The sequence below is a fragment of the Pseudaminobacter soli (ex Li et al. 2025) genome (genome assembly GCF_029892515.1).
Taxonomy (GTDB): Bacteria; Pseudomonadota; Alphaproteobacteria; order Rhizobiales; family Rhizobiaceae; genus Pseudaminobacter; species Pseudaminobacter soli_A.
On the sequence record NZ_JARXVF010000002.1, the window covers coordinates 786,801 to 798,334 of the forward strand.

7 protein-coding genes, 1 tRNA gene, 1 rRNA gene and 1 pseudogene are annotated in these 11,534 nt (G+C 60.5%); 3 read left to right on the plus strand and 7 right to left on the minus strand.

The annotated features are described in order from the left end of the window. Window positions 1-104: 104 nt before the first annotated feature. A complete protein-coding gene (locus tag M2281_RS14425) occupies window positions 105-1,097 on the minus strand; it encodes an MDR family oxidoreductase (RefSeq protein ID WP_280821825.1) in 993 nt (330 codons plus the stop codon). 40 nt (window positions 1,098-1,137) lie between these two features. After that, on the minus strand, window positions 1,138-1,896 hold the full coding sequence (locus tag M2281_RS14430; protein WP_280821826.1) for a FadR/GntR family transcriptional regulator: 759 nt from the start codon (window positions 1,894-1,896) through the stop codon (window positions 1,138-1,140). Window positions 1,897-2,030: 134 nt separating this feature from the next. Between M2281_RS14430 and M2281_RS14435 the strand changes: the two genes are divergently transcribed. From M2281_RS14435 to M2281_RS14445, 3 genes are all read left to right on the plus strand, one after another. Then, complete coding sequence (locus M2281_RS14435) at window positions 2,031-3,419, plus strand: FAD-binding oxidoreductase (RefSeq protein WP_280821827.1); 1,389 nt, start codon at window positions 2,031-2,033, stop codon at window positions 3,417-3,419. Between the two features lie 22 nt (window positions 3,420-3,441). Beyond that, window positions 3,442-6,909, plus strand: coding sequence for an indolepyruvate ferredoxin oxidoreductase family protein (locus tag M2281_RS14440; protein ID WP_425537725.1), 3,468 nt, complete (start codon window positions 3,442-3,444; stop codon window positions 6,907-6,909). Window positions 6,910-7,901: 992 nt separating this feature from the next. Then, on the plus strand, window positions 7,902-8,603 hold the full coding sequence (locus M2281_RS14445) for a gamma-glutamyl-gamma-aminobutyrate hydrolase family protein (protein WP_280821828.1): 702 nt from the start codon (window positions 7,902-7,904) through the stop codon (window positions 8,601-8,603). Between the two features lie 755 nt (window positions 8,604-9,358). Here M2281_RS14445 and M2281_RS14450 read toward each other — a convergent pair. The 5 genes and pseudogenes from M2281_RS14450 to rrf form a co-directional block, all read right to left on the minus strand. Continuing rightward, window positions 9,359-9,949: a mobile mystery protein B gene (locus tag M2281_RS14450; RefSeq protein ID WP_280821829.1), complete on the minus strand. Its 591-nt coding sequence runs from the start codon at window positions 9,947-9,949 to the stop codon at window positions 9,359-9,361. After that, the gene (locus M2281_RS14455; protein WP_342394258.1) at window positions 9,946-10,509 is read right to left on the minus strand and encodes a mobile mystery protein A; all 564 of its coding nucleotides are present in this window, start codon (window positions 10,507-10,509) and stop codon (window positions 9,946-9,948) included. The genes M2281_RS14450 and M2281_RS14455 overlap by 4 nt, the downstream gene beginning before the upstream one ends. 234 nt (window positions 10,510-10,743) lie before the next feature. Further along, window positions 10,744-10,904, minus strand: a pseudogene (locus tag M2281_RS14460) (IS21 family transposase); the annotation flags it as partial. A 291-nt stretch (window positions 10,905-11,195) separates the two neighbouring features. Beyond that, a tRNA-Met gene (locus M2281_RS14465) sits at window positions 11,196-11,272 on the minus strand. Window positions 11,273-11,403: 131 nt separating this feature from the next. Beyond that, window positions 11,404-11,518: ribosomal RNA gene (rrf, locus tag M2281_RS14470) — 5S ribosomal RNA — on the minus strand. Window positions 11,519-11,534 lie beyond the last annotated feature (16 nt).

Below are 11,534 nucleotides of genomic sequence, written 5' to 3' on the forward strand. Positions count from 1 at the left end.
CCTTAAGCAGGGATACGCTCACGTTCGCTCGCGTGCCTGCTCTACCTGTTTGATTTTACTGCATTTACGCAACGGCTGGCGTTTCCACCTGCCAGCACAGTGCTCTAGGCGATCTCGATGACGACGCGGCCGCGCACTGCGCCCTTCAGTATGCTGTCGGCGAGTGCGGGCAGGTCGCGCATCTTGTGCACTTCGGTCATCGCCGCGAGCTTTTCACGGTCGAGATGGTCGGCCAGCGTCCGCCAGGCCTTCTCGCGCTTTGCCATCGGCGCAAAGACGGAATCGACGCCGATCAGACCCACGCTGCGCAGAATGTGCGGCATCACCGTGCCTGGCAGGTTGGCGCCACCGGCCAGGCCGCAAGCGGCCACCGCGCCGCCATAAGCGGTCTGCGCCAGCACGTTGGCGAGCGTGGTCGAGCCAACGGAATCCACCGCACCGCTCCAGCGCTCTTTCTGCAGCGGCTTGACCTCGCCCGAAAGCTCGGCACGGTCGATGAAGGAGGTGGCGCCCAGCCCGCGCAGATAGTCATGCGTTTCGGCACGGCCGGTCGAGGCCACCACCGTATATCCTTTGGACGAAAGCAGGCTGACGGCGGTCGAACCGACGCCGCCAGCGGCACCCGTCACCAGCACCTCGCCCTTGCCGGGCTGGATGGCACCCCAGTTTTCGAGCGCATCCACGCAAAGTGCTGCCGTGTAACCGGCGGTGCCGATCGCCATGGCTTCCTGCATGGTGAAGGCATCGGGCAGGCGCATCAACCATTCCGGCTTCAGCCGCTGGAAGCGCGCGTAGCCGCCCCATTCGGTCTCCGACATGCCCCAGCCATTGGCAACCACACGGTCGCCGGGCTTCCAGGCTGGCGACCGCGATTCAACCACGGTGCCGGCAATGTCAATGCCGGCAACCATCGGCAAGCGCCGGGCAATACGGCCCTTGCCGGAAACGGCAAGACCATCCTTATAGTTCAGGCTCGAATAGGCGACCTCGACCAACACGTCACGATCCGGCAGGTCGGACATAGAAATCTCCCGGAACCCGGCCTTCGGCTTGCCATCGACGTCTTCCAGCATCAGCGCCGTAAAGGTTTCGCTCATTCATTTCTCCAACTGGGCATCTCGTGGTGGAAAGTATGGCTCAGCCGCGCTTAGTGCGGGTGGCCTCGCGTTCGGCGCGTCGCTTCAAGCTGGTGGCGTAGCTGTCGCGGACATAATTGAGTAGTTCGGAAAGCACGGTCATGGCGCCTGCTGCGTCGCGCGCTTCGATGGCGCCGGCCAGCCGCTCATGGAAGCCCGCCACTGTGCCGCGCTCACGCACTTGCGAGACGATCATGTTAGTGATCGGCATGAAGGCCTCGACCACTGTGTACATCATAAGGCTAAGCGGCCCATTGGCCGCGGCTTTCACCAGCGCACGATGGAAACGCACGTCAGAGGCGCAGAAATCCTCATCGCTGAGCGAACTGGAACGCTGCAGCACGATCTCTGCGCGCATCGCTTCAAGATCGGCATCGCTGCGACGCACACAGGCCAGCCGGCAGCAGATCGCCTCCGTTTCCAGGCGCGCATCAATGATCTCGTTAATATCGAAAGCGCCAACGCCGACAAGCAACGTAGCAGCCCCGGTGATCGCCGAGGACAATCCTTCGGGGTCCGGGCGCTTCACGAAAGTGCCGCCGGTCGGCCCGCGCTGCGAGCGGATCAGGTTCTGCGCGGCAAGCCGCTTCAACGCCTCGCGCACGGTGGGGCGGGATATGCCGAAGCTTTTCGCCAGCTCTTCTTCGGTGGGCAGGCGTTCGTCGATTTTCAGCCGGCCGTCCAAAATGGCCGCACGGATCTTGTCGGCGACCTGCTTGGCGACGCCGGTGCGCACGACATCCTGATATTCGATCGGCATTCGTCCTCCGTCGGCTCGTCGCTCGCCCGTGACTACTGACATCTAAACAATATAGGTTTGACAAATATTGCAAGCGAAATAAGCTGCCCCTCCGACAGCACCCGGAAAGCATCTTGCCGGGTCACCCGGATGCCATGGCAAAACCGACAGAACAGCTTATCTCGCAGCTTCAATCGCGACTCGACAGGGCGGCGATCCTCGTCGGCGAGGCGATCGACCCCCGTTACGGCGACGACCTTTCCGGAAAACCCGGCGAGCGACCCGAAGTGGTCTTGCGCCCTCGCTACACCAGCGACGTTGCCGAAATCCTCAAGGCATGTAATGCCGCATGCCAGCCCCTGGTGATCCAAGGTGGCCGCACCGGGCTTTCTGGCGGCGCGCGCGTGCTGGCCGGCGAGGTCGTACTGTCGCTCGAACGGATGACGTCGCTTGGAGAGGTCGAGACGACAGCAAGCACCATCATTGCCGAGGCCGGCGTGCCTCTGCAGGCAGCACAAGAGAAGGCAGACGCGGCAGGCTTTGTCTTCGGCGTCGACATCGGCGCGCGCGGTACGGCCACCATAGGCGGCAACATCTCCACCAATGCCGGCGGCATCCGCGTACTACGCTACGGCAATTTTCGCACGCAGGTTCTGGGCGTCGAGGCGGTGCTCGCCGACGGCAGCGTCGTGTCCTCGCTCAAGGGCCTCGCCAAGGACAACACCGGCTACGATCTTTCCCACCTTTTCATCGGTAGCGAAGGTACGCTGGGCGTGGTGACGCGGGCCTGCCTTCGGTTGCACCCCAAGCCGATCTCGCAGGCCGTGGCCTTCTGCGCGTTGCCCTCGCTTGAAAAGGCGATGGCGCTGCTGCAATTCTTGCGTGCCCGGCTCGGCACTCTTCTCTCAGGCTTCGAGATCATTTTCGATCCGCTGATGAGCGAGATGACAGAGGCGCTCGGCTTGCAGGCGCCAGTACCGCTGACAACCCCTGTCTACGTGCTGACCGACATACAGGGCATGTCACCCGAAACCGACGAGACCGTCTTTGCCGAAGCGCTCGGCCAGGCGATCGAGGACGGAATGGTGTCGGACGCGGTGGTTTCGCAGTCGGAGCGCGAGTTCCAGGCGTTGTGGGCGCTACGCGACGACTGCAACACCTATCTCTTCGGGCTGGGCCCGATGCTCAGCCTCGACGTCAGTCTGCCGCTCCCACGTATGGGTGAATTCCTCGCACGAGCCCGCACCACGCAAAACAGCGTCGATGCTACTGCGCGCGACTACATCTTCGGTCATCTCGGCGACGGCAACCTGCACTACTGCGTGGTGACCGAAAGGCCTGATGCTGTCGCTGAGGCGGTGTTCGGCTGCGTTGCCCAAGCCGGCGGCTCGATTTCGGCCGAGCATTGCATCGGCCTCAACAAGAAAAGCTATCTGCATCTGTCACGCAGCGACGCCGAAATCACGGCCATGCGGCGCATGAAGGCCGCACTCGATCCCAACAACATCCTCAATCCCGGCCGCATCTTCGACATGTCGGCCTAGCAACGCCCTGGGAGGAGGGACCATGACCGTAGCAAAGCCCCACGAGGCGGGCAGCACCGCATCCCTGCCGGTGGCCATGCCCTCTGCGCTCGACGAACGCTACACGTTGGAGCGCGGGCGCATCCTGGTTTCAGGCACGCAGGCCTTGGTGCGTCTGGCCATGGTGCAACGCCAGCGCGATCTTGCCGCCGGGCTGAACACGGCAGGCTACGTATCCGGCTATCGCGGTTCGCCGCTGGCCGGCTTCGACCGCGAAATGGCCAGCGCAAAAAAATATCTCAAGGCCAACCACATAGTCTTCCAACCTGGCCTCAACGAGGACATGGCGGCAACCGCGGTGTGGGGAACCCAGCAGGCCGGCATGTTTCCCGGTTCGCGCTACGATGGCGTCTTCTCCATGTGGTACGGCAAGGGGCCGGGCGTCGATCGCAGCATGGACGTTATCCGCCACGCCAATGCCGTGGGCACGGGCAAGCATGGCGGCGTGCTGCTTCTTGTCGGCGACGATCACGGCGCGGTGTCCTCCACCCTGCCCCATCAGAGCGAGCACAACCTGATTTCGGCCATGGTGCCGCTTTTGTCACCCGCCGGTGTCGGCGAGTATATCGACTACGGCCTGTTCGGCTGGGCGCTCAGCCGCTATTCCGGCGCCTGGGTCGGCTTCAAGTGCCAAACCGAGATCGTCGAGTGCTCTGCAACGGTAGACCTCAACCCTGAACGGCTGACCATCTTCACCCCCGACCTTGCCCTGCCGGCCGACGGCCTCTCCATGCGCTGGCCGGATATTTCTCACGCCATGGAACGGCGCCTCGAAACCAAGTTGCAGGCCGTCCAGGCCTTCGCCCGAGCCAACCGCTTCGACCGCGAAGTATGGGCATCGCCGCCCGCCCGGCTCGGCATCGTGTCCACCGGCAAGTCCTGGCTCGACTTGATGGGCGCCCTGTCCCTGCTCGGCATCGACGAGGCGTCCGCAAAGAAGCTCGGCATAAAGGTCTACAAGGTCGGCATGGTCTGGCCGTTGGAGCCGGAAGGATTGCGTAGCTTCGCCGAAGGGCTGGAAGAACTTCTGGTGGTGGAGGAAAAGCGCCCCGTTATCGAGGAGCAGATCAAGGCGCAGCTCTTCAACATGCCGGCCGACCGCCGACCGCAAGTAAGTGGCAAGACCGACACGCGCGGCGCCCCGCTCCTGTCTTCGCTTGGCGAACTCGGCCCTCTCTCGATTGCCCGCGCCATCCTCGCGTGGGTTGGCGGCAAGGCCCCGGAGTTGAAAGCGCGCGCGCCCCAGATTTCCGCTCTGGGCGCCGCAACGACCCCCGTCGAACCCGGCCTGCTGAAGCGCGAACCCTATTTCTGCTCGGGCTGCCCACACAGCACCTCAACCGTTCTGCCGAACGGCAGCCGCGCCTCGACCGGCATCGGTTGTCATATGATGGTGGTGGGCATGGAGCGCGACACCGCCACCTTCACACAGATGGGCGGCGAGGGCGGCTCATGGATCGGGCTGTCGCCGTTCACCGACGAGAAGCACATCTTCGTCAACATGGGCGATGGCACCTATTTCCACTCGGGGCTGCTTGCCATCCGCGCGGCGATCGCGGCCAAGGTCAACGCCACCTACAAGATCCTCTTTAACGACGCGGTCGCCATGACCGGCGGCCAGCGTCATGACGGGGAATTGTCGGTGCCGCTGATCGTCGGTCAGGTGCTGGCGGAAGGTGCAAGTCGGGTGGTGGTCGTGTCGGAAAGGCCGGAGCTGCTAGCTGGCCAGTTTTCACGCGAAGTGGAAGTCCACCATCGTGATCAGCTCGACCGGGTCCAGCGCGAGTTGCGCGAGGTTGGGGGCGTCAGTGTTCTGATCTACGACCAAGTCTGCGCGGCCGAAAAGCGCCGCCGCCGCAAGCGCGGCACCTTTCCGGTCTCGCCCAAGCGGGCCTTCATCAACGAGCTGGTTTGCGAGGGCTGCGGCGATTGCTCCGCCGTTTCCAACTGCATCTCCGTTGAGCCGCGAGAGACCGAACTTGGCCGCAAGCGCGCCATCAATCAGTCGAGTTGCAACACCGACCTTTCTTGCATCAAGGGTTTTTGCCCGAGCTTCCTGACTATCGAGGGCGGAAGACTGCGCAAACCTAAGGCCACGGCGGGAGCGGGCGCGGATGCGGAGCTCGCGGAACCGATACTTCCCACCCTCGGCGAGCAGCCCTACAGCATACTTCTGACAGGTATCGGGGGCACGGGCGTCATTACGGTCAGTGCGATCCTATCGCAGGCCGCCCATATCGACGGCCTCTCGCTGGTGACGCTCGACCAGACGGGTCTTGCGCAGAAGAATGGCGCCGTGGTTTCGCACATTCGCCTTTGCCGAACCCCGGAACGCATCAATGCCGCGCGCATCGGCGTGGGCGAGGCCGATCTCGTGCTCGGCTTCGACCTCGTTGTTGCCGCCTCGCAGTCGGCAATCGCCACCTTTGCGAAAGAACGCACCAAGGCGGTGGTCGATGACCATTTCGCGCCCACCGCGTCCTTTGTTAAGGACACCACGATTGACTTCCGCGAGGAAGCGACGCTGCGCCAGCTGCACAACGCGGCCGACGAAGGTGCCGTCGTAACCCTGCCGGCCATGAAGCTGGCAACGGCTCTCTTTGGGGATGCCATTGCGGCCAACATGTTCCTGCTCGGCCACGCATGGCAAAAAGGTTTGGTGCCGGTCAGTCACGCGGCGATCGATAAGGCGATAGATTTGAACGGCGCGGGCGTCGCCATGAACCGAGCGGCCTTCGCCTGGGGCCGCCGCTCAGCGGTCGACTTGGACTTCGTATGCCGGCAGGCGCGCATCATGGCAGCGCCGCCCAAGGAGACGAAGACGCTAGCCGAAATCGTTGAGCACCGGGCGGATTTCCTAACCGCCTATCAGGATGCGGCCTATGCCGCGCGCTATCGCGCGCTGGTCGAAAAGGCGCGGCAGGCCGAAATGCGCGTCGCACCCGGTCAAGAGAACTTGGCAACGGCCGTCGCCAAGGCCGCCTTCAAGCTGATGTCCTATAAGGACGAATATGAGGTGGCGCGGCTGCATCTCGATCCAGCGATGCGCCGACGGCTCGCCGAGCAGTTCGAGGGTGGCTACAGGATAAAATACAATCTTGCGCCCCCCATGCTGGCCCGCATTGATACGCGCACCGGCCATCCGGCCAAAATTGCGCTGGGGCGTTGGATCGAGCCTGCCTTCTGGTTGCTCACCAAGCTAAAAGGGCTGCGCGGCACGCGCTTCGATCCATTCGGTCATACCGACGAACGCAAGATGGAGCGACGCCTGATCGAGGACTATTTTGGTCTTGTGGACGAGCTCATCTCGAGGCTGACGTGGGCAAATCTTACCGTCGCGACAGAGCTTGCGGGCCTGCCGCAAGAAATTCGCGGCTACGGCCACGTGAAGCTCGCATCGATCGAGCGGCATGAAGAACTGAAATCCACCATGCTGAAAAAACTCTCATAATTGTCAACCGGCGCCACCATCGTGCACTATGGACAGCAACGGCACGTGCGCAAGAAGCGCGCGATCGTGCTGAGCGAGCTGGAGTAGCGGGGCTTGCCAACCGGCTGTTGGTGAAGTGCTCCCCATTTTGGGACCGGCGGGAGCTGGAGTGAGTGCGCGTCATTCTCCCCCTACCCGCCTGAAGCTGATGCAGGCACGTTCCTGACCTTCGCCAGCCCATCGGAGAGAAAGGCTGGCGCTTTCATGGCCGGGTGATGCAGCTGCTTTTCGGTCTGGAGAATGCAGCCGCCAGAGTTGTAGCCGACCGCTCTGCACCTGGTGATTTTGATTCTCTCAGGGTGACTAAGCAGCCATTGATCGTAGTGCTTTCGCGCGCTGGACCGCAGTTTTGGCTGATATATCGTGCTCTAGCGTAGTGTTTGGTTGCGGGGGCTCGCAACTACCGATACCGACATTTACTCCAGATAGCAGTTTGAACGAAAACCGGAGCAGCAAACGTCTGCCACTGAACCTCTAGCCCTTCGTCCGCGACGACCACATCATCTCTCTCGAGGACGAGAGCGAGGGTGGATACCATACAGTTGATATTGGTGAAACGATCAGACTTACAGGCAGCTCATTGGAAATATCGATAACTTCGGTGCACTGAAGCTTATGTCGAGGGCGTTGCGATAGGCTGCATGGACTTGATAACGTCCTTCGCCAATCCAGCCAGTTGTCTCGACCGTGGCAAACCAAAGCTCGTCCTTGCGGCAAGAACAGATGATTAGATGGGCCAGCATGGAACCATGCCGCAAGCGCGGCCCATCAAAGCAGCACTTTACTACATCAGCGCGGCTCACAGCGGAAAAGTCTCCGGTCACCCATACATGGGCCAGGTCAATCCACACGAACCTTCGTGTGAGGATCCTTGGCTTCCCCAAACTTTTATCGTGTTGCATCTCACTCGCGCACTTGCGCTTGGAAGATTCAGAAAACCAAGTAGGAACACTATGAAGCGTAAGCCCACAATCGCCGTAATCATGGATGAAAACACCAGTGACGATGGCAGCCGATACGATACCTCAAAGAGCTACTTCACTGCAGTAAGCCGTGCCGGGGCTCTCCCATTCGGTATCCCCTACGTACCTGAGCTGGTCGATCAAGTGGTCGGGGAATTCGATGGGTTCTTGAGCGTCGGTGGGCGTATAAACTTTCCTAAGGATTGGTACATCGAAGGTGACCGGTCAAAATATCCGCCATCTGACCGTCTTTCTGTCGAGCTGGCGCTGATGGAGGGGTTTCTTGCACGCAACAAACCCGTACTCGGTATCTGCAATGGCATGCAAATGCTCGCATGCCTAAACGGCTGCCGGATGGTTTCTGATGTGCATTCCTCGTGGCCAGGTGCGATCGACCATGATCGGGGCAATCTACTCCACGACGTCCACATCCAAGCTGGCACAAGGATGGCTGGCATTTTTAACGCTGAGACATTCGGCGTAAACACCTTTCATCGGGAGGCAATCGTAGAGACATCCAGCAATGTGATTGTTACCGCCCGCGGGTCAGATGGAGTTGTCGAAGCGATCGAAGTACCTTCGCAATCGTTTGCCATGGGGCTACAGTGGCATCCGGAACTACTCGACGCCGAGGCTCACCCCGGCTCTCGTATCTTTGACGCATTCGTGGAAGCAGCAAGCCTGCGGCCGTAGCGTCGCCGTGCAGGAGCGACTATCATCGTCGGGCCGGCCGCGGTTGTTGTTGAGAAAGCTTGCGATCGGTCCCAGCGCTTTGCTCGGATAGCTATCCTTGTTCGGTACGCAGCCATTCGACGAACTCTATGGCAATCGGCTGGCTGTTGTTCCAACGGCGGCCCGTTCGATCGTCTTGCGCCTCACTGCCCGCACGCTCATCAATTGGGTCGAGCGTCAAACTGGGGGCAACCCGCCAAACAAAAACACTCCCGGCGGGGTCCGCGCGGGAGTGTTGTCATTTGGTTGCGGGGGCTCGCAACCACCGATACCGACATTTGCTTCAGATAGCAGTTTAATCCTGGATAGCTCCGAGTTTTGGTCGGCAATGGGTAGTCCTTAGCCGAATTGACCCGCAGCAGATTCTCACAAGGAGCGCCGTGCATGTCAGCTTGGTGCCTAATGTCGGCCATAGAGGCTAACTTTGCCTGCCCCCGGAAGCGGACATCGCAAGTGACAATGCGTGGTCGCCAGGAGCACTCTCGGTGCCGAGCCCGGGTAGACTGTCGCCCGCCTCGAAAGCGGGTTCCCAGCAAATTCCCATCTGCTGAGGGGAGACAGGGGCTGGACATGAGCCAATGCCAGTTGAAAGGCACAGCGCGTGATGGATGCCGTTGAAAGGAGATCGTTATAGGCGGGATAGCATTCGCGCCCTGGTGCAGTTCAGCGAGGTCGCTGACAATGAGTTCGCATCATGGGCTTCTCACCCTAGAGCTTCACGAGCGAGCGAATGCGAGCAAGGGGCCGTAGTCGCCCGCGTCAGCGGCCTTGAGCGCCGCGATATACTCTTTCCGGGTTACCGACAGATCGACGAGATTGATCTGGCCCCAAGTGAAGCGTGGTTGACCAAGTTCGGCCGCGAGCAGGTCACCGATCATGCGTGAGAAGCGGCCGTTCCCGTTGGGATATGGGTGAATCGCAACAACTCGGTGGCTGAAACGGACGGCGATTTCATCCGGCGGAAACGTGGAGTGCTCGGCCCAATATTTCGCGTCGTCGATCGCCTGATAATATTCGACCGGGATGCGATAAGCGTCGATGCCGATGTTTCGCGCCGTCTTGCGATACGTGCCCGCCCAGTTCCAGACATCGCCATACATCTGTTTGTGTAGCTCGTTCAGAAAGCCTTGGTCGAGCACGTTGCGCTTTCTCCGCCCGACCCAGCGAACGGCGTCGGCGATGTTGGCGAGTTCCGCTTCGTTCAACTCGTCGCGCGTCGTGATATAGGATGGAATGAGTTGCTCGCGCTCCTCAGCTTCGAGCGGCGTGTTCCCGTCATCGTCATCCTCATAAAGCGGATCGCTCATTCCTTGTCCCACAGCTTTCGCGAGAAATGCGCGAGGTAGTCGGCGACGATGCGATGCTTTTGCCCCTCAAGGTCTTCCGTGCTCACCGCCTGGTTTTCGAGGCGCATCGTATGATTTAGATGCGCCAGTTCGTTCCTCACTTTGCGCTCGGCCTGATCATAGAGAATGTTGTCGAGTGGCTTGGTCGGGACAAAGGCATAGACGAGCTGACAGTCGAGCGCTTCGGCCGTCTCGCGCAAGGTCTTGAGCGTGATCGCGCCCGTGGTTTCTGCCTTCTCGATAGCGGTCACGCGGGATGGGGCCACGCCCATGCGCTCGGCGAGCTGGCGCGTTGTCATGCCCAGAGACTCACGAATGGCTTTCGTCCAGCCGCGCGAGGGCGTTATAATGCGCTCGACCCGTAGGGGAGAAAGCCGCTTATCGAGGTTCTTTCTGGCAAGTACGGATTGCTTGTTGCTCATATATATGTGTCCATTTCTGGATAAGTTTAACATATATATGTGAGCAAAACAATTATCTCCGCTCACACTTGTATGAGCGATTATATAAGATTTGCTCATATATGCATGAGCAAGAGGCGGCTGACCCGGATAAGGGAGAAAGCGTTCCCCTGCGACCGATCCATAGTCTCGGCCGCCCCCTTGTCTGGGGAGACATCGCCGGCAAAAGCAGGAGTGCTTTTGAGCGCTCCAATGCTCAACAATCCCGAGCACGCGAGTGTTGATCGATAGCGTTTCAATGTCTTTTCCAAGGGAAATCGTCCGTGGAGCCCAATACCCGCTGATCGCAGGGGATTCTTGGAACGGTGCGCCTTTGCGGAGAGCACCGGGCTTGCGAGCCAGAACAGGTAAATAGTGCCAGGGATCATAGATCGTCTCGCCCCAAAACCGGGCCAATGCACCGCAACCGTGGCCCCGTCCTGCTTGACGACGATCCGATCAGCATAGGAATGGACCTCGACAGGGCGACCCACGGCCGTCGACAGGTGGCGCAGGAATTCCGGCGAGCGGCGAGGTGCGCCATCGAGCAGCTAGACGCGCCGATCCTCCGAGGATCTCATGGCTCGCCATAAGGGCCCCTACTCATTTCGCTACTTCGATATGGGCACAGCGAATTACAGAATTACACCAACAAGGGACCCATCAAATCAGGGGGCCTCGTTTGTGCTAGCGTTGTGCTCGGGGTAAAAACGACTTCGGCCTCCACTTGGGAGGCCGACAAGATCTTGATATTCCAGTAACTTTTTTGGTTGCGGGGGTTGGATTTGAACCAACGACCTTCAGGTTATGAGCCTGACGAGCTACCGGGCTGCTCCACCCCGCGTCAAGGATTGTGCAGGCTTGCCTGCGAGTTCAAAAGCAAAGGGCCGCGGTCGATTGTGTCGATGCGGCCCGCGGGTCCCGTTTTTGCGGGCCTAGTTCGTTTTGGAGAAGATTTAGACATGCATTTGGCAGACCTGGCAGCGACTTACTCTCCCGCGTCTTGAGACAAAGTACCATCAGCGCTGGAGCGTTTCACGGCCGAGTTCGGAATGGGATCGGGTGCAGCCGCTCCGCCATAACCACCAGGTCGGCAAAGTGCATGT

Coding starts and splice junctions, on each gene's coding strand:
- M2281_RS14430 (WP_280821826.1), bottom strand. CDS start 1,896: ATGCCGATCGAATATCAGGATGTCGTGCGCACCGGCGTCGCCAAGCAG.
- M2281_RS14445 (WP_280821828.1), top strand. CDS start 7,902: ATGAAGCGTAAGCCCACAATCGCCGTAATCATGGATGAAAACACCAGT.
- M2281_RS14425 (WP_280821825.1), bottom strand. CDS start 1,097: ATGAGCGAAACCTTTACGGCGCTGATGCTGGAAGACGTCGATGGCAAG.
- M2281_RS14455 (WP_342394258.1), bottom strand. CDS start 10,509: ATGAGCAAATCTTATATAATCGCTCATACAAGTGTGAGCGGAGATAAT.
- M2281_RS14435 (WP_280821827.1), top strand. CDS start 2,031: ATGGCAAAACCGACAGAACAGCTTATCTCGCAGCTTCAATCGCGACTC.
- M2281_RS14450 (WP_280821829.1), bottom strand. CDS start 9,949: ATGAGCGATCCGCTTTATGAGGATGACGATGACGGGAACACGCCGCTC.
- M2281_RS14440 (WP_425537725.1), top strand. CDS start 3,442: ATGACCGTAGCAAAGCCCCACGAGGCGGGCAGCACCGCATCCCTGCCG.